Annotated in this window: 21 protein-coding genes and 2 riboswitches; of the genes, 15 read left to right on the top strand and 6 right to left on the bottom strand. The window is 37.5% G+C overall.

Annotated elements, in window-relative coordinates; translation table 11 throughout:
* Nucleotides 1–33 precede the first annotated feature (33 nt).
* Nucleotides 34–221, top strand: a riboswitch (cobalamin riboswitch).
* 153 nt (nucleotides 222–374) lie between these two features.
* Entirely contained in the window at nucleotides 375–1442 is a 1068-nt protein-coding gene (locus C9J31_RS20905) for a FecCD family ABC transporter permease (RefSeq protein WP_107951397.1), read from the top strand.
* A gap of 5 nt (nucleotides 1443–1447) precedes the next feature.
* Nucleotides 1448–2248: an ABC transporter ATP-binding protein gene (locus C9J31_RS20900; protein WP_107951398.1), complete on the top strand. Its 801-nt coding sequence runs from the start codon at nucleotides 1448–1450 to the stop codon at nucleotides 2246–2248.
* A gap of 125 nt (nucleotides 2249–2373) precedes the next feature.
* On the opposite strand, the gene C9J31_RS20895 is transcribed toward C9J31_RS20900, so the two are convergent.
* The 4 genes from C9J31_RS20895 to C9J31_RS20880 form a co-directional block, all read right to left on the bottom strand.
* Entirely contained in the window at nucleotides 2374–2682 is a 309-nt protein-coding gene (locus C9J31_RS20895; RefSeq protein WP_107951399.1) for a monooxygenase, read from the bottom strand.
* 163 nt (nucleotides 2683–2845) lie between these two features.
* Nucleotides 2846–3160 (bottom strand): DMT family transporter, encoded by a 315-nt coding sequence (locus tag C9J31_RS20890; protein ID WP_107925534.1) that lies wholly within the window; start codon nucleotides 3158–3160, stop codon nucleotides 2846–2848.
* Nucleotides 3160–3513 (bottom strand): DMT family transporter, encoded by a 354-nt coding sequence (locus C9J31_RS20885; RefSeq protein WP_107951400.1) that lies wholly within the window; start codon nucleotides 3511–3513, stop codon nucleotides 3160–3162. Before C9J31_RS20885 ends, C9J31_RS20890 begins: the two co-directional genes overlap by 1 nt.
* Before the next feature lie 70 nt (nucleotides 3514–3583).
* Nucleotides 3584–4162 (bottom strand): TetR/AcrR family transcriptional regulator, encoded by a 579-nt coding sequence (locus C9J31_RS20880; RefSeq protein ID WP_107951401.1) that lies wholly within the window; start codon nucleotides 4160–4162, stop codon nucleotides 3584–3586.
* Nucleotides 4163–4314: 152 nt separating this feature from the next.
* Between C9J31_RS20880 and C9J31_RS20875 the strand changes: the two genes are divergently transcribed.
* The 4 genes from C9J31_RS20875 to C9J31_RS20860 all read left to right on the top strand — a co-directional run bounded on the left by C9J31_RS20875 (nucleotide 4315) and on the right by C9J31_RS20860 (nucleotide 7981).
* Nucleotides 4315–4485: a hypothetical protein gene (locus C9J31_RS20875; RefSeq protein ID WP_193767177.1), complete on the top strand. Its 171-nt coding sequence runs from the start codon at nucleotides 4315–4317 to the stop codon at nucleotides 4483–4485.
* Between the two features lie 74 nt (nucleotides 4486–4559).
* Nucleotides 4560–5741 carry an endonuclease Q family protein gene (locus C9J31_RS20870; RefSeq protein ID WP_107951402.1) on the top strand — a complete coding sequence of 394 codons (1182 nt, stop codon included), beginning with the start codon at nucleotides 4560–4562 and terminating at the stop codon, nucleotides 5739–5741.
* 100 nt (nucleotides 5742–5841) lie between these two features.
* On the top strand, nucleotides 5842–7461 hold the full coding sequence (locus C9J31_RS20865) for an S-layer homology domain-containing protein (protein ID WP_107951403.1): 1620 nt from the start codon (nucleotides 5842–5844) through the stop codon (nucleotides 7459–7461).
* Between the two features lie 151 nt (nucleotides 7462–7612).
* Nucleotides 7613–7981 carry an ion channel gene (locus tag C9J31_RS20860; RefSeq protein WP_107951404.1) on the top strand — a complete coding sequence of 123 codons (369 nt, stop codon included), beginning with the start codon at nucleotides 7613–7615 and terminating at the stop codon, nucleotides 7979–7981.
* Nucleotides 7982–8037: 56 nt separating this feature from the next.
* Here C9J31_RS20860 and C9J31_RS20855 read toward each other — a convergent pair whose 3' ends face one another.
* A complete protein-coding gene (locus C9J31_RS20855) occupies nucleotides 8038–8325 on the bottom strand; it encodes a DUF2653 family protein (protein ID WP_107925546.1) in 288 nt (95 codons plus the stop codon).
* A complete protein-coding gene (locus tag C9J31_RS20850; protein WP_107951405.1) occupies nucleotides 8313–8786 on the bottom strand; it encodes a hypothetical protein in 474 nt (157 codons plus the stop codon). Before C9J31_RS20850 ends, C9J31_RS20855 begins: the two co-directional genes overlap by 13 nt.
* A gap of 180 nt (nucleotides 8787–8966) precedes the next feature.
* Here C9J31_RS20850 and C9J31_RS20845 point away from each other — a divergent pair, with 180 nt between their 5' ends.
* The 9 genes from C9J31_RS20845 (at nucleotide 8967) to C9J31_RS20805 (ending at nucleotide 21956) form a co-directional block, all read left to right on the top strand.
* Complete coding sequence (locus C9J31_RS20845) at nucleotides 8967–9983, top strand: YdcF family protein (protein ID WP_107925550.1); 1017 nt, start codon at nucleotides 8967–8969, stop codon at nucleotides 9981–9983.
* A gap of 75 nt (nucleotides 9984–10058) precedes the next feature.
* A complete protein-coding gene (locus tag C9J31_RS20840; protein WP_107951406.1) occupies nucleotides 10059–11345 on the top strand; it encodes an SEL1-like repeat protein in 1287 nt (428 codons plus the stop codon).
* Nucleotides 11346–11897: 552 nt separating this feature from the next.
* Complete coding sequence (locus tag C9J31_RS20835; RefSeq protein ID WP_107951407.1) at nucleotides 11898–13187, top strand: globin-coupled sensor protein; 1290 nt, start codon at nucleotides 11898–11900, stop codon at nucleotides 13185–13187.
* Between the two features lie 127 nt (nucleotides 13188–13314).
* Nucleotides 13315–13533 carry a helix-turn-helix domain-containing protein gene (locus C9J31_RS20830; protein WP_107951408.1) on the top strand — a complete coding sequence of 73 codons (219 nt, stop codon included), beginning with the start codon at nucleotides 13315–13317 and terminating at the stop codon, nucleotides 13531–13533.
* 14 nt (nucleotides 13534–13547) lie between these two features.
* Nucleotides 13548–14048, top strand: a complete 501-nt coding sequence (locus C9J31_RS20825) for an IS3 family transposase (protein ID WP_193767178.1) — start codon at nucleotides 13548–13550, stop codon at nucleotides 14046–14048.
* A 263-nt stretch (nucleotides 14049–14311) separates the two neighbouring features.
* Nucleotides 14312–15700 (top strand): protoporphyrinogen oxidase, encoded by a 1389-nt coding sequence (gene hemG / locus C9J31_RS20820; RefSeq protein ID WP_107951410.1) that lies wholly within the window; start codon nucleotides 14312–14314, stop codon nucleotides 15698–15700.
* A 125-nt stretch (nucleotides 15701–15825) separates the two neighbouring features.
* Nucleotides 15826–15927, top strand: a riboswitch (SAM riboswitch).
* A 95-nt stretch (nucleotides 15928–16022) separates the two neighbouring features.
* Nucleotides 16023–17870 (top strand): bifunctional homocysteine S-methyltransferase/methylenetetrahydrofolate reductase, encoded by a 1848-nt coding sequence (locus tag C9J31_RS20815; RefSeq protein WP_107951428.1) that lies wholly within the window; start codon nucleotides 16023–16025, stop codon nucleotides 17868–17870.
* Nucleotides 17863–21294: a methionine synthase gene (gene metH, locus C9J31_RS20810; RefSeq protein WP_107951411.1), complete on the top strand. Its 3432-nt coding sequence runs from the start codon at nucleotides 17863–17865 to the stop codon at nucleotides 21292–21294. Before C9J31_RS20815 ends, metH begins: the two co-directional genes overlap by 8 nt.
* A gap of 161 nt (nucleotides 21295–21455) precedes the next feature.
* A complete protein-coding gene (locus tag C9J31_RS20805; RefSeq protein ID WP_107951412.1) occupies nucleotides 21456–21956 on the top strand; it encodes a GNAT family N-acetyltransferase in 501 nt (166 codons plus the stop codon).
* Nucleotides 21957–21963: the final 7 nt, after the last annotated feature.

The following is a 21963-nucleotide window of genomic DNA, read 5'->3' as shown; positions in this document are numbered from 1 at the left end:
AATAATTATGTATGTTAGAATCGTCATAATTTTAATATTTCAGATACTATTGGTGTGATGCCCCTAAAGCATCACTTAAAAGGGAAGTCGGTGGAAATCCGACGCTGTCCCGCAACTGTAACGAGGAGTTCTATGATATATAAGCCACTGTTCAACATGGGAAGGCTATCATAGCAACGATGAATCGAAGCCAGGAGACCTGCCAATTAGTTTTTACCTGTAATGCCCACGAGGATGCAAGCAATTACGGACAATTGAAGGATACATTTCTTACTTTTGTTTATTCCAGGGTATTTCTATGCAAATTTTTTGCGTAGAATACCCTTTTTTATTGCTTCCCATCTATCATTTTTTGACTAGGAGTTAATAAACAGATGAATAAACAGACAGTACGCCCAAATAAAAAATTTATCTTGCTTTCTATGCTGCTCCTTCTATTGCTCATCATCTCCATTACATTCGCCATCATGATAGGTTCTGTTTCTATTACACCGTTGTACGTATGGAAAGTTATCTTTTCAAAAATACCATTCGTCCAAAATTGGATAGAGCAAGATTGGAGTCGCTCTCAAGAAATTATCATTTGGCAAATTCGTGTGCCACGTGTTTTACTCGCCGCAATCGTTGGCGGAGGATTAGCCATAGCAGGTGCTGCCATTCAGGCACTTGTTCGTAATTCTATTGCAGATCCGTATATTTTAGGAGTTTCATCAGGTGCAACTGTTGGTGCGACAGCCGTTATAATTTTAGGCGCTTTTTCATTTTTTGGCATATACGCTCTATCTATCTCAGCTTTTTTAGGCTCATTAATCGCGATTGTATTAGTGTTTTTCTTGTCGCGTGTTGGCGGGCGTATTTCTATTTTTCGTTTATTACTGGCAGGAATGGCGGTATCCTTTATTTTATCTGCCACTTCGAACTTTATATTAATGATGTCGAAGCAAGAGGGGGGCATGAAGGCAGTCATGTATTGGATGCTAGGCAGCCTTGCAGGAGCGAAATGGAGTAACCTTCTCATCCCGATGGTTATTTTTGTCATTGTATTTGTCTTGCTTTGGCTCCATTATCGAAATTTAAATTTGTTACTACTTGGAGAAGAAGCAGCAGTAACCTTAGGGGTTAATTTACAACAATTCCGAATACAACTTGTTCTTCTAGTTTCTTTACTTACCGGCGTACTAGTTGCAGTAAGCGGCGCAATTGGCTTTGTTGGTTTGATTATTCCGCATATCGTACGGTTAATCGTAGGCTCAAATTATAAATACGTTATCCCGATTAGTGCTTTATTGGGAGCAATTTTCTTGGTTTGGGCAGATGCACTTGCTCGAATACTAATTGCACCAGAGGAAATGCCAATTGGTATTATTACTGCATTTTGTGGAGGACCTTTTTTCATTTGGTTACTGCGTCGTAACAATTATTCTTTCGGTGAAGGAGATTAGAAAATATGACATTAGAAGCAAAACAAGTATCGTTCTCCATGCATGATCAGCGAATTTTACATGAAGTGAGTATCCGAATAAAGGAGAAGCAGTTTGTCGGCTTAATTGGTCCGAATGGAAGTGGGAAATCCACACTCTTAAAAAATATGTATCGTCTATTAAAGCCAGAAAGCGGGACGGTTTTACTGAACGAGAAAGATATTTTAAAGCAGTCGAGTAAATCCATTGCTAAAAATTTAGCTGTAGTTAGTCAGGAAACACCAGTATTATTCGATTTTCAAGTACGAGATTTGGTTAGTATGGGAAGAACTCCACACAAAAAATTATTTGAACTTGACCATGAAGATGACTTTAAAATTGTTAGAGAAGCCTTATTCCAAACGGGCATTGACCATTTAGAAACGCGTAGCTTTAGCTCTCTTTCAGGAGGTGAAAAAAAACGAGTGATGGTTGCACGTGCTCTTGCTCAGCAAGCACAAGTGATTATCCTAGATGAACCAACGAATCATTTAGACATTCAGCATCAATTACAACTAATGGATTTAATTCAAACTTTACATTTGACTGTAGTGGCTGCGCTACACGATTTAAACATCGCCGCAATGTATTGTGATTATATTTATGTTTTACAGCAGGGTAGAATTGTTTGTCACGGAACTCCAGAAGAAGTGCTCACACCAGCTTTACTACGGGAAGTATTTGGTGTATATGCAGATATTCAAATCCACCATTTGACGGGCAAACCTTATTTAACATATGTGTCTGAACAATTCACAAAAAAAACTTTGAAAGAACCTTCTATTTAAAATACTTGAAGCGAAATTATGTTAGCATGTACATAGGAACATGTTATAAAAGCAAGATGCATGACGTCAAAAAAATGAAAAATGGACATTTCCCAATTTATTTGAGAAACGTCCATTTTTACTTTTTATTTTTGAATTGGACCGTGGTTAATTGTAGATAATGTTTCATTAACTTCAAAAATTTTGCCACGAATATTAGTAATGCCGAAGCTAGTTAAACGAGCAGAATGCATAGTTAAATATTTTTCAGCACTTTCCTTCGAATCGAATAAGTAGACGCCACCAGCTTGTTTGGTCGTTGCATCCTCGGTCCATATTTTCCAGATGAAACCTTCTTCATCATTAATACTTCTTGCTAAATTTTGCAAACCCTCAGCCATCTCTACGCCAAAAGGTCCGTCCATTGTAAAGTCAACCTGTAATAAATAAGCCATACCTTCAGTCCTTTTATAATGCTACCTTCTATCACATACAAAACTAGTGGGTAACTGACATCCTCAATGTGTAATGTGTTTATTTTTCCCCCATAGTTAACAACATAATGGACTGAAGCTGATGCCATTGAAATATGAAAAAGTAATAATGTCTATTATAGCTTTATGCTACTGCTTTTAAACCAGCTACACCAATGATAATGGCAATAATGCTAATGATTCGGGTAAAGTTTTTAGATTCCCCGAAAAAAATAATATTAACAACTACTGCACCAACCGTACCAATGCCAATCCAGACAACATAGGCAATACTTAACTGTAAATAGTTAAAGGAGGCATATAAAAGAGCGAATGACAGACCAAAACCGCCAATATATAATAAGAAATCACGTACAGTTTTTTTCTGACTATAGAAACGTAAACCTATGACACCAACAATTTCTGCAATAGATGCTAATAAAACTAGTAACCAACCCATTATGCTTTTGCCCCTTTCTTTGTATCCTTATCTGTTGGTGAATTATCGGCCAACTTAAGCCCAATAACACCAAGAACTAAAATAAACATAAAGATTGCCTTTATAGAATTAAATTCACCATCAAAAATAAAAACGTCCATAAGAGTCGTACCGATTGTCCCTGCTCCAGCAAAAATTGCATAGACAGTGCCGGTAGGGAGGTTTTCACAAGCCTTGGAGAGAAAATGAAAATCAAGAGCAATCAGGGATACAATAATAATCCAATGCCACCAAGAACTTGCTATATTAAAGCCAAATATCCAAAATAATTCAAATAAACTCGTTAACCCAACATAAACCCAATCTTTTTGCATAATTAAATTCCTTTCTTATGTGAATTCCATGACTGACAATCAGTCAATTATATTGTAAAAGAGAACGTCACTATTTGTGACGTAAGCCGAGAGCATGGTGTAAAAAATCAAGAAGTTCAAGCTTTTGGAGTCTAATGGTTGCATCCTCACTGTCATCATACAAGTATATCTGTTCAGCTGCCGATTCTACTAAACCAATAATAAGCTTCGTGGAGCGTGTTGTATTTAAAGAATCACGTATAATACCCTGTTTTTGTGCCGATGATAAGAAATTGTTCATCCATGCATAATACGGTGCATAGATATTTTCCCATTCTTTCATATGCTCGGTCTGCGTAATACCCGCATAAATTAGAGCAAAGACATCTCGATATTCTTCCGTTAACGAAAAGACAATATTTATTACCTTTTCAAGTTGTTGTTCAAATGATTCTTGCCCATGAACACCTTGTTCAATTGCAGCAATAATTTTTTCGACCATGACTTTTGCAATAGCTGGCATTACGGATAGACGTGATGGAAAGTAAAGATAGAATGTACCTTGTGCAATCCCAGCAGCTTTTACGATATCGGATACTTTCGCTTTTTCAATCCCTTTTTCACGAAATACTTCAATAGCGGCTTGAATAATTTTTTCTTCTTTTGACATATGAAACCCCTCGCTTTTGCAATGCTTATTTAATATGTTACGGAATAGAGGCTATGAAGTCAAAGGAAATGACTGATAATCAGTCATTTGTTTTTTAGTATAGATCAAAACTTTTCCGGGAACTTTACTTTTGAAAGGATAAGTGATGAAATATGGAAGAGGTTAAGTTTGCTCAATTAGATCAACAGCAGCTCGATAAAATAAATGAGCTAGAGAAGAAGATAGGTGTAACTTTAGTTGCGTATGATTCTGCAACAATGCCACCACAGGGTTCGGGTGCTTATCAGGCTTCTAATAGCACTGATAATAATCATCCATCATAATTATGAAAAATGCCTTGCAGCTATGTAAGGTTTTTTCATTTTATTAAAAAGTATTACTAAAGGAGAGGTTTGCAGTGTTTAAAGAGTATTATGCAGATTTACATATTCATATTGGGCGTACGCTAAGTGGGCGTGCAGTAAAGATAACTGGTAGTAGAAATTTAACATTTGCGCGTATTCTAGAGACAGCAAGTGCTAGAAAAGGGTTAGACATAATTGGGATTATTGATTGTCAATCACCTGATGTAATAGAGGAAATGTCGAATATGATTGAACAAGGTGAATTGGAGGAATTAGCTGAAGGGGGACTGCGTTTTCAAAAGACCATTGTTATCCCAGGCTCAGAAATTGAAATATATGATAGTAACTGTCAAGGTCCCATTCATGTACTGGCCTATTTTCCAACACTTATGAAAATGAAGGAGTTTTCTGATTGGATGCATAAACATATGAAAAATATCCATTTGAGCTCTCAACGTATTTATTGTGATGGTCGAACATTGCAACAAAAAGTGTATGAAATAGGAGGACTTTTTATTCCTGCACACGTATTTACACCTTTTAAAAGCTTATTTGGTAAAGGCGTACATCGCAGTATGATGGAAGTATTTGATCCACAGCTAATTGATGCGATTGAACTTGGCTTAAGCTCAGATACTGAAATGGTGAGTGGTATAAGGGAACTTCAACAATATACATTCGTGACAAATTCTGATGCACATTCACTCGGGAAAATAGCACGTGAATATCAAAAACTACGATTAAAGCAGCCAAACTTCTCAGAACTAAAAAAAGCGCTTCATGAATGGGAAGGTCGTACCATTGTTGCCAATTATGGATTAAATCCCTTGCTTGGTAAATACCATCAAACAGTATGTGCAAAATGTGGTGAACAGCTAAAAACAGATGCAACGAGCTGTACAGTTTGTGACAGTAAGCAAATTATAAAAGGGGTTGCGACGCGTATCAAGGAATTATCAGAGCCGATAGTACATGGACGTGAGAGACCTCCTTATATTCATCAAGTACCTCTTGAATTTATTCCGGGGTTAGGGCCTAAAACGATGGAACGCTTAATCGAAGCTTTTGGTACAGAGATGGCTATCTTGCATCGAGTTACAGTAGAACAACTTGAACAAATCGTGCCACATAAAATTGCGAAAATGATTGATTTGGCACGAACAGGTCAATTAGGTATTGCTGTTGGTGGCGGCGGTGTTTATGGCAAAGTTGAAATCGAGCAGAACAACAACTAACAATACAACGATAAATTGCAAAATCTTGTAATTATTTAACCTATTTTTATCCTTTATCTAGTAAACTAGTTACTATTAGATTGTTAGGAGGAGTAGGAATATGCAATTTTCAAAAAAAATCCGTTTTTTAGCTGCTAGTGTACTAGCGTTGCAATTAACAATTCCGGTAGTTGCGAGTGCACAGGAAACGAATGATACGATAGCACCGAGTTGGATTGAACAAGTAGATTACGTAGCGCTTGGTGATTCCTTGGCACATGGTATGAATGAGGTCGGTGTCATTGGATTGGGCTATACAGATTTTGTAGCGCAAGTTTTGCAACAAGAGGGATTGATAACATCCTATAACAAAGGATTTGCCTATTCAGGCTATACAACAAAAAATGTGTTGATGGACTTACAAAGCGATGTGGAAAAACCAGTGACCGGCTTTGGTTACACAAGTGAGCAGGTAAAACTTCGAGCGTCTATTAAAGAAGCAGAGTTAATAACGCTAACAGCTGGTGCTAATGATTTATTGCCAATTTTAAACGAGTCAATTGCAACAGGCGTGAACGCAGCACAAATTTTAAAAGCTTCTCATGAAGCAATGAAAAATATTGCGGCTATTTTAGAAGAAATTAGTAGCTTAAATCCACAGGCGCAAGTTTACGTCATGGGTTACTATAATTCTTTCCCTTACTTCAACGAAGATTTACAGTCACAATTTAAAGTGCTACTAGCAGTCATGAATACGTCAATTAAAACAACCGCAGAGAAAGCGGGTGCAGTATTTGTCCCTACTTTTGAGGTTGTTGCAAAAGATGTAGCAAACTATCTACCAAACCCAGAAAATATTCATTTAAGTGAAGCTGGATACTTAGCAGTTGCCAACGAAGCATTTTTACCAATTATTAAAACAAGTAAATTATGGGATGCATCTACTGCAATACGAGTAAATGTCGAAAATAGTACCACAGTACAGGTGAAATGGCTGGCAGCAACTGATAATATAGGGGTTACAAATTATAATATCTATGTAAATGGACAGCTAACTTCATCACAGAGTGCTGATAAAACGACTATTAAGCTTGAAAACCTAGCACATAATACGGCTTATACTGTTGCGGTAAAAGCAGTAGATGCAGCGGGCAATGAAAGTGTACAAAGTCCAACAGTAAAGTTTACGACTGAGGGTACATTAGGCTTTACAGATACAGAAAACCATTGGGCCAAGAATTTTATTCAAAAGGCAGCACAGGAGGGTATAATGAAGGGCTACTCTGATGGTACGTTTAAACCAGAGCAAAATGTAACACGCGCTCAAATGGCGACGATGTTAGTAAGAAGCCTTGGTTTAACAACAAAAGAAAAAGCGCCATTTAAAGATATCGCAAGCTATGATGCAGAGACGCAACAAGAAATTTCAGCTGCATATGCTTATGGTCTTATAAAGGGTAATAATGGACAATTTAACCCAGGCCAACCCGTTAGTCGTGCACAATTAGCGTTAATGATTAGTCGTGCCTATGAACAACAATTGAAGCAAGCTTATGTTCCAAAAAATGATGTGCCATTTACGGATATCGCCACATATAACGTGGAGACACAACGTGCAATCGCTATGCTATATGAGTTTGGAATGGTAACAGGTAGTAATGGTGAATTCTTACCAGCTGCTTCGACAAAACGAAGTCATGCAGCGAAAATACTTGTGAATTTTAGTGAGCTATTGAAATAAAAACTATGCCCCTACTAGATATCTGCTGTTACAGTATCTAGTAGGGGCATAACAAAAGGTAGAGGTTTCAAATCGGGAACTCTACCTTTTGACGTTTAACTTAAAAATCAAGTATATTTTTAATAAGCTGTTAGTTGTAAAGGAGAATGAAATGCTGTCTTTTATTTTATCTACAAAAAGATTATTGCGGGGATTATGGAGGGCATTTAAACGACCACAATTTATATCATTGTTTACGACGCTGTCTTTAATCATTTTTTCGGGTACCATGTTTTATAAGGGGATAGAAGGTTGGGAGTGGCTGGATGCCTTATTTTTTGCAGTAGTCAGTCTAATTCCAACAGGTGTTGAGACGGGACTTTATCCAACAAGTGATTTTTCAAAGGTATTTACCATGATTTATCTAGTGATTGGTACAGGGGTTATGTTTATTATGCTTTTAATGCTAGGTCGAACGATGATTAATTTTTCAAGTGAAGAAGGGGAACAAGAAAAATTAAAAAAATTTAGTAAAAATTAAAAAGGGGTTCAATAAATCTAGTTTACAGATTTATTGAACCTCTTTTATTTTGATAACTATGAAAGTTTAGCAATAATGCCTTCTTCATTGTCTAACACAAGCTCAATACCCGTTGAGAATGGATCGCCATGTAGCACGTCTTTAATCCATACACGTAATGCACCAATCATTGTAGCAGTATTTAAAATTTCTGTTTGTCCAGCAATTTCAACCTCTGCCCCAAAGCCTGTTTCATCATCATACATAAGCTCCACCATTACTTCATTTGGTTGAATTTTTTTGTGATATGCTTGTGATAAGCAGATGGCATTTATGATATCTTGCTCATTAATTATTTGTGCCATTGTGTAGCTTCCTGTTCTTTGCGTTTTTTATCTTTGAACATATTGAAGATTTTTACGACTAGCATCACAATAACTGCAATCGCTGCAAAGTTAATTAATAATCCTAAAATATTTCCAAGTATACCCATTCCGCTAAATAAACTACCGAATAGTAGACCTGCTAATCCACCGAGCATTAAACCTTTCATAAGACCGCCGGAGAAGAAGCCACCCTTTTTAGCAGTTGCCGAATCTGTTTTCTTTGTAGAAGTCGTATTTTTATTTGTTGTTGCATTATTTTGATCTTTAGATGTATCCTGATTTTTTTGGATATTTGAGCTATTGTTATTGTTTGAAAAGCCTTTTTTACCTGATTTGTACGATTTTGCTTCTGCAGTAGGTGTATCTGAAACTAAAAGTGTCGCACCAACAGACGCAAACATGAGTGTCGCTGCAAAAAGAGCAGCAAGAATTTTTTTCATTACTTACATTCCTCCAACATAATCTTTTGTTTTGTCATAAAATAGTTCTTAATAGGAATTTTACATGAATGAACGGGAAAAACAAAATAATCGCTTCCGTAAATTAAGGAATAACAAAATATATGAACAAGAAGTGTCTCTATAAAAGTTAGAAAAACACTAAAGTATGGGGTGAACATAATGATTCAATCATTAATAGGATTTATAGCACTGTTTTTACTATTGTATTTAACAGAGAAAAGGCGTTTTATCAACGCGGTTGTACTAGGCTTACTCGGGTTGTTTATAGTGAGAGAAATAATCATGCATTACCCTTTATTGCTCCCAAATGAGCAGGGAATCGTGTCTGAGATGGGGATAGTAATTCTTCTAGGGAGCTTTCCTAGTGTTATGTTTATATTGTCGATTGCAATGTTTTTTAATAGTAAAGTTTTGCTGGAAAAAGAAGGGCGTAAATTTCGGAATTTATTATTGGCGATTGTTGGTCTAAGCTTTTTTATCATGATGATATGGTATGTATTTATTATTTTTATTAATATCCAACATCCTATATGGCATATTCTTTTCTTCTATGCTTTTTTAATATTTGGCTATACAATGTTTTTATATACGAGTGTGCTGGCCTATGCAACTGTGTATCATTTTACACCTCTAACTTATGAGCCTAATTATATTATTGCGCTTGGTTCTGGGTTAATTGGTGACAGAGTGCCACCTCTTTTAGCTAGTCGTTTAGACGAAGCCGTGAAGCAATATAAAAAAAACGGTGCACGACCTGTTATTATTGTTTCAGGTGGGCAAGGGAATGATGAAAGAGTATCTGAGGCCTACGCTATGAAAAAATATATTGTTGATGTGCATCATTTACCAGAACAAAAAGTACTCATGGAAGATAAATCGACAAATACTGAACAGAACATGGCTTTCTCCAAAGCAATAATGGATGCACATGCCCAAGGAAGAAAATATCGTTCTTTGTTTGTCACAAATAATTTCCATGTATTTCGCGCAAGTATTTATGCAAAAAGGGCGAAACTCGATGCAGAAGGCGTTGGCTCAAAAACAGCTTTTTATTATTTACCTAATGCTTTTACTCGCGAATTTATAGGTTTATTAGAAATGTATAAATGGGTTCATGTGACAGTCTTTTTATTCATTACATTATTTGTAGGAATAATACTGAGAGCATATGTGTAACCATTCTTGAACTGCCTTCCATATAATGATGATAAGGCAGTTTTTTTTACATAGCGCGCAGGGGAGGGAAAAACAATGTATGGACAATTTTTAGCAAAGCAAAATAAGGAACGAATTGCATCCTTACAACAGCTAACACATACACAAAATACATGGTTTGCACAAAACATCGCACTACTGACTTTTGAGGAAGTGCAACTAACGACCTTGCAAAAAATGCTGTATCAAGTTGTACAGGGGCTTTTAAGGAAAAATCAGCAACGTCATTTACAAATTGTACATCCAGAGCAAACACAAACGATACAGGAAAATGTTTTAACGCTTTTAGCAGAATATGATGATTTATTACGTGAAGCAATCCCTCTCCCTATTTATATTTTAATTTGGCAAATTACTTCACTAGAGAAATTAGCGTATACAACGGAGGTTGTTGACGATGTACTAGATGTAGTGGAATGGTATTTTATCCATCAAGACAGAGAAGTAGATGTATTGGATGAGGAAGATTTAGATCATGAAGAAATAATTGACTTATATAAAGAGGCCATTGAAGAAAAAGATGCTGAAGCTCAATTTGAGCTTGGGGAATATTATAGTACAAATGATAGCATATCCTTCCAGCCTGAAAAATCGATTAAATGGTTTGAACTAGCAGTATTACAGGGCAATGCAGAAGCTCAATATGTGTTGGGTAACTATTATTTTGAGGGTATTGGTGTGACGGAAAGCTATAAACGCGCTTTCTCGCTATATGAAGCGGCAGCTATGCAAGGGCATGCAGATGCTGCAAATAACTTAGCGGATATGTATTTTAATGGTGAAGGTGTGCCAGAAAATATGGCACTTGCAAAGCAGTGGTTCGACTTCGCCGCAACACAAGGTGTAGCAGAGGCTATGTTTACATTAGGTATAATACATGAGCAAGGTTTGGCTGTGACAGTTGATGAAGAGCAAGCATTTCTTTTTTATAAAAAATCAGCCGAATCAAGCTATGTAGAGGCACAATACAGACTTGGTGGAATATATCTTGAAGGGCAATTAGGGCAAACAAGAGATGTGAACCGCGGTTTATATTGGTATGAAAAAGCTGCGGAGCAATATCATGTGGATGCCTTTTACGATTTAGGTTTTATTTGGAGTAAAGGTTTAACAGGAATTCGTAATATAGAAAAAGGTATTCATTGGTTCAAACAAGCAGCTCTTCAAGGGGACCCGGAGGCAAAATTACAACTTGGGCATATATATAACAAAGCGGAAGGCATTCCAAGAAATATTAAAGAGGCTAAAAAATGGTATGCGCTTGCAGCTGAAGCGGGTATCGAAGAAGCCACTACTTTACTTGAAGAATTAGAAAAATTGTAAAGTTAGTATTAAAATCATATAGGTGCTTATATTCATTTATGACATCGGCTGTTAATGATTATAAATACCTGTATTTAGGTCCTTTTATAGGATAGTAAGCATAGGGTATGGATAACAGTATTTATGTTAGCTAAAATAACAGCTTATTATTATGAAAATTGTAATGGTTAAAACACGTAAAGACGTGAAGCGTGAATAAAAAGCATTAAATGATGAAGGCTGCTCAAAAAAATTGGAGTAGCTTTTTTATTATTTATGCATTATTTTGGTAAGTAAAGAAAATTCCCTAACCAAAATAATAAAATAAATGGTATATAATGGGTATCATTAAATTGACAATCAGGGATAAAATGTATAATGTATATGAGAGATTTTGAAAGTGTGAATTAATAAATTTATGATTATTTTTGTGGAATTATATGATGTTATTTTATTGTAATATTATTTAAGCTATTGGAATCTTTTTGAATATTTATAAATATATATTGGTAAACGGATATAGGATATGGCTCAGCTTTTCAAAAGTAATCGTTAATGAAAGTGGGAAAATGTGTGATTTTTCAGAAGCAAAAAAAGGCAACGGCATTAGATTTGCAACAATACACCGTTAAAATGGATATTTCTAATCACCAGCCAATGCTAAAGCAGATTGAAATGCTCAATTTAACAAAGCAAGATTTACAATATTTAAAAGCGTTCAAACCATTTGTTGAGGGCAATATTAATCACATTGTTGACCGATTTTATGACATGATTGTTACTGAGCAAAGTTTAGTTGACATCATTAATAGACACAGTTCTGTGGAAAAGTTGAAAGTCACACTCCGTCGTCATATCGTTGAAATGTTTAATGGAAATATAGATGAAGACTTTTATAAAAGGCGAGTTAATATTGCAAAAGTACATGTACATATTGGACTTAGAACACAATGGTATATTTGTGCTTTCCAAGATTTATGCATATCATTTACAGACTTAGTAGAAAAACATGTAGCTCATCCGATGGACCAATTCAACACGATTCGTGCTATCTCTAAGATTTCAAATTTTGAACAGCAGCTAGTATTAGAGTCTTTTGAGAATACAGTTGTGCAACTCAAGGAAAACGTTGAACGTGGAAAAGAAGAAGTCGAAAAAAAAATTGTAGAATCCTCAGAGTGTCTTGCTGCGATTTCTCAAGAAACAAATGCCTCCTTTCATCTATTAAATATGCAATCTGATGAAATTAAACAATTGGCAAAAAAATCTCTTCATGTGTCCACTTTAGCCGAAAGTCAGGCACTAGAAGGTCGAGAACGATTACAACACCAATCTATAAATATGAATAATATTATTCACTCACTCGATCACATTACAGATAACATTGAACAATTGTCAGATATGTCAAAGGAAATGGAATCGATTATGAATGTTGTAACAAATATTGCGAACCAAACAAACCTACTAGCATTAAATGCTGCAATTGAAGCTGCTCGTGCTGGAGATGCTGGAAAAGGCTTTAGTGTTGTAGCAGATGAAGTACGGAAATTGTCAGGCCAAACGAAAGAATCAGTCACCGCAGTGGCGAGATTATTGCAGAAAACGAATGAGCGGACAGACAAACTCGTTTATTCACTTAGTAATATTCAAGAAGAGGTAGCATCTGGTGAGGAAAATATGGTACAAACGAAAGGTCAATTCAATAAAATATTGGAAGCTATGACAGAAGCAAAATGTCAAAATGACCGTATGGAAAAAGAAGTACAGGCTGTTACAGAAATTTTAAGTGAGCTTGGACTATCTTTTAACGAAGTAACAAATTCAGCAGACAAGTTAGCAAACTTCGCACAAAATTTAACTTAGACTAGAGACCTGACTGTGCTTTTGACATAGAAACTGGAGCTATCTATAAGATGATAAAAGCATGCTACTTCACTTTGATCTGCCCCGTAAAAGTTAGACACCAATCTAACTTTTACGGGGATTTTTTATGGCAAAGGTAAGTGTTGAACAACGTATTCAAGCAGTTCAACGATACTTAAATGGAGATGAATCCATGAGTGAAATTGCGAAAGATATCGGAGTGACAGATCGAGTTGTCAGTGATTGGATTCGCCGTTATCAAAAAAATGGTGTAGAGGCTTTCTTAAAATCCTATACAAAATATTCAGCTGACTATAAAATTAATGTACTTAATTTTATGAACTAAAGAGAATCTATGAAGTGGTGGAATTCATCAAAGTCGCTGATATTCCACGTAGTACGTATTATTACTGGGAAAAGCGTTTGAATCGTACTGATAAATACACGGATGTGAAAGCCGCAATTCAGTCCATTTATCATGAACACAAAGGACGTTATGGTTATCGTCGGATTACCAAAGAACTAAAAAAATACGGCATTCATCATGATCCTAAAACGATTAATTGTTTGATGAATGCCATTGGCATAAAATGTGAAGTCCGTATGAAGAAGTATCTTTCGTATAAAGGAAAAGTCGGAAAAATTGCCCCAAACATATTACAACGTGATTTTACAGCGGAAAATATGAACGAGAAATGGGTAACAGACGTGACAGAGTTCCATCTATTTGGTGAGAAACGCTATTTATCACCTGTCCTTGATTTATGTAATGGCGAAATTATTGCATACACAGTAATGAATCGTCCAGTGTATAATCTCGTCCATGATATGCTAGAGGCTAAGGGTTGTCACACCCTATGACAATTTATCTGCGATAGCAAAAGAATAAAGTGAAGAAGCGATAGGAGCACACATCGTGGTGACCAATATTCAGTTGGCCACATACGTCTTTTATCTTGTTCACGAAAAACATAGCACATTACTTAGATAAAGCAGACCCCTGATATGTTTGGAAGCTATGTTGAAAAATCCATTTTTGCTAAATTTGTAAAGGGTTTAACGTAATTCTTTGCGAAAAGCGTTTATACTGAATGGAGAGAAATAAAGAAATAGGGGCGGTTAAGATGAAAACAGTGGTTGTATTAGGTAGCGGAATTACAGGGTTGTGTACGATGCATTATTTACAACGCCAGGTGAGGGAAAAAAACTTGGATGTAAAACTTGTGCTCATTGAAAAAAATGCCTATTTAGGAGGCAAGCTACATTCCGCTTATGAACAAGGCTTTATAATGGAAACAGGAGCAGATTCTATAGTGGCACGACATAAAGGGGTCATGGAGCTAGTACAGGAGCTTGAGTTTGAAGAAGAACTTGTATTCAACGAAACGGGTATATCTTATATCTATACTAATAATGAGTTACATGCAATTCCAACAGACACGACATTTGGTATTCCAATGAGTCTAGCATCTCTTGAAGCAAGTACACTTGTTTCAGAAGCAGGAAAACAGGAGGCATTAAAAGATTTAACAATGCCCAATGTTGACTTTACAAAAGAAAGCTCCATTGGTGAGTTTTTAACATACTATTTAGGTGATGAACTTGTTCAAAATCAAATAGCACCAGTACTAGCTGGTGTATACTCTGGTGACTTAAATCAACTATCGATTGGCTCAACGTTACCGTATTTAATTGATTATAAAAATGATTATGGTAGTGTGATCAAGGGTTTTGATGCGAACCGTGAGCAATTTGTGAAAGCTGCAAATAAAAAATTTATTTCATTTAAAAAAGGTTTATCATCACTTATTGACCGACTTGAAGAAACATTAACGGATGTAGAAATTCTCAAAGGGATAGCCGCAACACAGGTAACGAAACATGAAAATCACTATGTAATTACGTTAGCAAATAGTGTGAACATGGAAGCAGATCATGTTGTATTAGCATTACCTAACGAAGCGGTACAATATTTATTGCAGGACACGTCATTAAATAATTATTTTGAACGATTTAATACAGCATCAGCGATTACGATTTATTTAGGCTTTGATGTACCAGATGCTGTCCTACCTGCAGACGGGACGGGCTTTATCGTGTCACACAATGCTAATTTACAATGCAATGCGGCAACGTGGACGAGCCGAAAATGGAAGCATACTTCAGCAGACAGTAAATTACTTGTGCGATTATTTTATAAGAGCATTAACCCTGCGTATGAGGAATTACGAGCAATGACAGAGGAGGAACTGGCTGCAGTAGCACTAGATGATGTGCGAAAAAGCTTAGGTATTGAGGAGAAACCAACAGTTGTGAATGTTTCAAAATGGATTAATCAAATGCCTAAATATGATTTGGCTCATCAGGAAGCTTTAAAGGGGCTAACAGCTGAACTTTCAGAAAGATATCCTAATTTATCAATTGCAGGTTGTTCTTATTTCGGCGTAGGCATCGGTGCTTGTATTCAAAATGGTAAAAAAATTGGTGAAGAGCTAGCAGAAAAATTATCTTGATTTTTTAGGAAAAACTCAAAAAACATATATTTCGTGTGAAAAATCCTTTGTTACGTGAAATAGTCTTGACTCTATCGTTTGTAAACGATATGATTCTTTTAATTATTTAAAAAATTCATAATACATTCTTATCAAGAGAAGCTGAGGGACTGGCCCTGTGACGCTTCAGCAACCAACTTCGTGTCAGGTGCTAAATCCAGAAGACCTTGTTGGTCCGAAGATGAGAAGGAAAAAACAATTACGATTCGTTAAAGCCTTCTTTTTTGTAAAAGAAGGCTTTTTATATTTTATGTTGAAAACAAGGGAAGCGAGGTTATGTTTTATGGGATTGCTTGAAAAGTTAAAAACACACGTCTTAACAGCAGATGGTGCAATAGGCACAGTGTTATATGGTTATGGCTTGGAATACTGCCATGAGGAAATGAATGTACAACGACCAGAATTAATTGAAAAAATTCATCGTGAATATATTGCTGCGGGCGCTGATATTATCCAAACCAATACATATGGTGCCAACGCGGTTAAATTAGCGCGCTACGGCTTAGAAACGCGTGTGCAACAGTTCAATGAAGCGGCCATTACGATTGCCAAGCGTGCAGCGGCAGATGGTGGACAATTTGTACTTGGCACAATTGGAGGAATTCGTGGTATTCGTAAAAGTGATGCAACTTTAGAAGAAATCTTAGTGACTGTTGAAGAGCAGGCAACTGTGTTACTTGCAGGCAATCCAGACGGCCTTTTACTAGAAACATATTATGATTTTGAAGAGTTAACAGCAACGTTGTCCATGCTACGTACGAAAACAAATTTACCGATTATTGCACAAGTATCCATGCATGAACCTGGTGTATTGCAAAACGGGATGACATTAAATCATGCCTTACATGAGTTAGAGACACTCGGTGCGGATGTAGTTGGTGTTAACTGTCGACTAGGCCCACATCATACTATTCAAGCGTTTGAAGGCGTAGAGCTTCCTGACAAGGCATTTATGTCAGCCTATCCGAATGCTTCTCTGTTAGATGTGGAGGACGGACGTGTGGTATATGAGTCAGAGGCAGATTACTTTGGTCGAGCTGCAGTAGCTTTACGCGATCAAGGCGTACGTTTAATCGGGGGCTGTTGTGGAACGACACCCAAGCATATTGCGGCGGCTAAAAAATACTTAGAAGAGCTAGCACCTGTGGAAGAAAAGTATGCAAAGCCAGAAAAGATTGAAATTGTTCGTGAGGCAGAACCAACAACGTATGAGCCGTTACATGAAAAGGTCAAGCGAGAGCGGTCGATCATTGTAGAACTAGATACACCAAGACATTTAGAAATTGATGGTTTTATGAAAGGTGCCAAAAAGCTCTACGATGCAGGGGCCGATGTGGTGATGATGGCGGATAATTCTTTAGCCTCCCCGCGCATTAGCAATGTAGCAATGGGCGCTTTGCTGAAGGGAACGCAAGGAATACGACCACTGACGCATATAACATGCCGTGACCGTAACTTGATTGGTCTACAATCGCATTTGATGGGCTTAAATGCACTTGGGATTCATGATATTTTAGCTGTTACTGGGGATCCCACGAAGGTAGGCGACTTCCCCGGCGCGACAAGTGTTTATGATGTATCTTCAATGGAGCTTATTCAACTTATTAAACAGTTAAATGAAGGGGTATCATTTTCCGGAAAACCACTTCGTAAAAAGGCAAACTTTTCAGTAGCGGCAGCATTCAATCCGAATGTACGTGTATTGGAACGTGCTGTAGCACGATTAGAGAAGAAGATTGAACATGGTGCAGATTATTTTATTTCACAGCCTGTGTATACGAAGGAAAAAATTGTAGAAATTTATGAGGCAACCAAACATTTAGATGCACCGATTTATATAGGAATTATGCCTGTTACGAGCTATAAGAGTGCAGAGTTTTTACACCATGAAGTGCCGGGCATCAAATTATCGGAGGATGCATTAGCACGTATGAAGGCTTGTGGTGAAGATAAGGACCGTGCAACATTGGAAGGAATTGCGATTGCAAAAGAATTAGTTGAAGTAGCTTCAGAATATTTCAATGGTATTTACTTAATCACACCATTTTTACGCTATGACATGACACTAGAGTTGATGAAATATATTGAGCAATTGGATGAACAGAAAAAAGGGGTACGTATAAATGGCTAAGCACTTAATTGAAGAGCAACTTGAGAAAAGAATTTTAATTCTTGATGGCGCAATGGGTACAATGCTACAAAATGAAAACTTATCAGCAGAGGATTTTGGCGGTGAAGATCTTGACGGTTGTAATGAAAATCTTGTGCTCACAAGACCAGATGTACTTGAAAAGGTTCACAGAAAATATTTAGAAGCGGGTGCAGATATTATTTGTACAAATACGTTTGGTGGTACACCACTCGTCTTAAACGAATATAATCTTGGCGCCAAGGCAGAAGACATTAATAAACGTGCGGTGGAGATTGCTCGTAAGGTTGTAGATCAGTTTTCTACACAAGAATGGCCACGTTTTGTAGCGGGGGCCATGGGACCGACAACCAAAACCTTATCGGTAACCGGTGGTATTACATTTGATGAGCTAGAGGAAAACTTCTATGTGCAAGCGAAAGCTTTAATAGAAGCAGGTGCAGATGTTCTGCTACTGGAAACGAGTCAGGATATGCTGAACGTAAAGGCGGGAACACTGGGAGTATCACGTGCCTTTGAAACTACGGGACAAGAAATTCCGGTAATGATTTCAGGTACCATTGAACCAATGGGTACAACACTTGCAGGTCAAACAATTGATGCATTTTATATTTCAATTGAGCACATTAAGCCGTTATCAGTTGGCTTAAACTGTGCTACAGGCCCGGAATTTATGACAGACCATATTCGTTCGCTTGCAGAGCTTTCTACTGGCTATATTAGCTGTTATCCAAATGCAGGTTTACCGGACGAAGAAGGCTGCTATCATGAATCACCAGAGTCACTTTCACAGAAATTAAAAGGCTTTGCTGATAAAGGGTGGCTAAATATTGTTGGCGGCTGTTGTGGGACTACACCAGCACATATTGCAGCTATCCGTGAAGCGATAAAAGATGAAAAACCCCGTCAATTACCTGAAGCTACACATGGACATGTTGTATCTGGGATTGAGCCATTAGTCTATGATGATTCTATGCGACCACTATTTATCGGGGAACGAACAAATGTTATCGGATCACGTAAATTTAAAAACTTAATTATAGATGGTAAGTTTGAAGAAGCAGCAGAAATTGCTCGCGCGCAGGTGAAAAATGGAGCGCATGTCATTGATATTTGTTTAGCAAACCCTGACCGTGATGAATTGGAAGATATGCGTGGTTTCATGCAAGAGGTAGTGAAAAAGGTAAAAGTGCCACTTGTAATCGACTCTACAGATGAAAAAGTCATCGAGGAAGCATTAAAATTTTCTCAAGGTAAGGCCATCATCAACTCCATTAACCTTGAGGACGGCGAGGAACGTTTTGATGCGGTTATGCCTCTTGTGAAAAAATATGGTGGCTCGTTAGTTGTTGGTACAATTGATGAGCAGGGTATGGCGGTGGATCGTCAGCGCAAATTAGAAATTGCTGAACGTTCTTATAAATTACTAACGGAAAAATGGGGTCTAGCACCAGAAGATATTATTTTTGATCCGTTAATGTTCCCGGTAGGTACAGGAGATGAGCAATATATTGGCTCAGCACTTGAAACAATTGAAGGAATTCGACTTATCAAAGAAAAAATGCCACGAGCATTAACCGTGCTAGGTGTAAGTAATATTTCATTCGGTTTACCACCAGTTGGTCGAGAGGTATTGAATGCTGTTTATCTATATCACTGTACACTCGCTGGTTTAGATTATGCGATTGTCAATACGGAGAAGCTAGAGCGCTATGCATCTATTCCAGAAGAGGAAATTAAGCTAGCCAATGATTTATTATTCAATACGAATGATGAAACACTTGCCGTATTCACTGATTTTTATCGTGATAAGAAGAAGGAAAAGACTGAAGCAGATATTCCAAAAACAGTGGAAGGTCGTTTAGCTTACTATATTTTAGAGGGTACAAAGGAAGGCTTAATTGAAGATTTAGACGCTGCTCGAAAAATTTATGATGCACCACTTGATATTATTAACGGACCATTAATGGAAGGAATGGCTGAGGTAGGACGCTTATTTAACGATAATCAGCTAATAGTAGCGGAAGTCCTACAATCAGCAGGTGTTATGAAGGCTGCAGTAGCGCACCTTGAGCAATTCATGGAGAAAAATGAAGAAAGCGCAGGCAAAGGGAAAATGGTGCTTGCGACTGTAAAAGGCGATGTACACGATATCGGGAAAAATTTAGTTGATATTATTTTAAGTAACAATGGCTTTAAGGTAGTTGACCTTGGTATCAAAGTAACACCAGCACAGTTAATCGAGGCTATTCGCAAGGAGAAGCCTGATTTCATCGGACTGTCTGGCTTACTTGTAAAATCTGCTCAACAAATGGTGATTACCGCACAGGACTTTAAGGAAGCAGGGATTGATGTACCAATTTTAGTCGGTGGTGCAGCATTGTCTCGTCGTTTTACAGAAACGAAAATTGCTAATGAATACGATGGTCCTGTTATTTATTCTAAAGATGCAATGCAAGGTTTAGAACAGGCCAACCTATTAATGGGTACGGAGACGCGCAGGAACTTCTTGGCTGAAGTTGCAGACTCGCGTCAAAAGCGATTAGAGGCCGATGAAAAAAGAGCGGCGCGACCTGTGAAAGAACCAACGCTTAAGCCTGCACGTACAGTTAAGGATGCAACTGTTTTCTTACCGGCAGATGTTCGTCGCCATGTGAAAAAAGAGTATTCCGTATCACATTTATATCCATACGTGAATATGCGTACATTACTTGGTCATCATTTAGGCTTAAAAGGGCAAGTGCAACAATTACTAGAAGCTGGGGATTTGCGTGCAACCGAACTCAAAGATTTAGTGGATGGCTATCTACGAAGCGACTTATTGAAACCATCCGGCATGTATCAGTTTTTCCCAGCACAAGCAGATGGTGATGATGTAATAGTTTATGACCCAGCAGATAGTAAAACAGAAATTGAGCGTTTTACATTCCCGCGTCAACAGGTTGAGCCTTTTATGTGTTTAGCAGATTTCTTGAAAACAGTAGAAAGCGGAGAAATGGATTATATTGCACTCATGGTTGTCACAGCTGGACAAGGTGTGATGGCGACGGCGCGCCAGTTAAAAGAAGAGGGGAAATTCTTGGAGAGTCATGCGCTACAATCCACGGCACTAGAATTAGCAGAGGGTTTTGCTGAGCGTATGCATCAAGAAATTCGTGATCAATGGGGCTTCTCGGATGCTACGGACTTCACGATGCGTGATCGTTTTGCTGCGAAATATCAGGGTCAACGTTTTTCATTTGGCTACCCAGCGTGTCCAAACTTAGAAGATCAAGAGAAATTATTTGGCTTATTAAAGCCAAAGGATATTGGTGTTCATCTAACGGAGGGCTTTATGATGGAGCCGGAAGCGTCTGTGTCAGCGATTGTGTTTGCCCATCCAGATGCACGATATTTCAACGTGTAATTTTAAGGCAGATGGTTTAACTTTATGTAGTAGCATCAGAGGTACACTTCGGTGGATGTCACGGATATTGACTTGTATTTGTACATATTCAATATCTCCAGACATCCATTACCTTAAGGCGTAAAGAGGTGTATTTTTCTCGAAATAGGGACGTGGATATAATGATTCGATTAATGGAAGTAAAAGATTTACCCGAGGTTTTAGACATCTACAATGACATCATTTTAACGAGCACAGCTGTCTACCGTTATGAAATACAAACATTAAATGAGAAGAGACAGTGGTTTGATGAGCAAAAGCAATCTGATAATCCGCTGTTAGTCTTTGAGGAAGATGGAGAAGTGGCTGGCTTTGCTACTTATAGCCAGTTCCGACCATATCCTGGTTACAAGCATACGATGGAGCATTCGGTGTATGTGCATAAGGAGCATTATCAGAAAGGTATTGCGACTAAGCTGATGCGTGAATTAATACGTATAGCAGAGGAGAATGGGGTCAAAACACTTGTAGCGGGTATTGATGCTGAAAATTCAGGTAGCATGAAGGCGCATGAAAAGCTGGGTTTTGAATATGCGGGAACGATAAAAAATGCAGGCTATAAATTTGAAAAATGGCTGAATTTAGTGTTTTATCAACTACATTTAAGCGGACCGAAAGACTAAAAAGATC

The sequence above is a fragment of the Lysinibacillus parviboronicapiens genome (assembly GCF_003049605.2).
GTDB classification, from domain to species: domain Bacteria; phylum Bacillota; class Bacilli; order Bacillales_A; family Planococcaceae; genus Lysinibacillus; species Lysinibacillus parviboronicapiens.
Note: the sequence above shows the minus strand (reverse complement) of the source record. Positions and strands in the feature narration are given on the sequence as shown.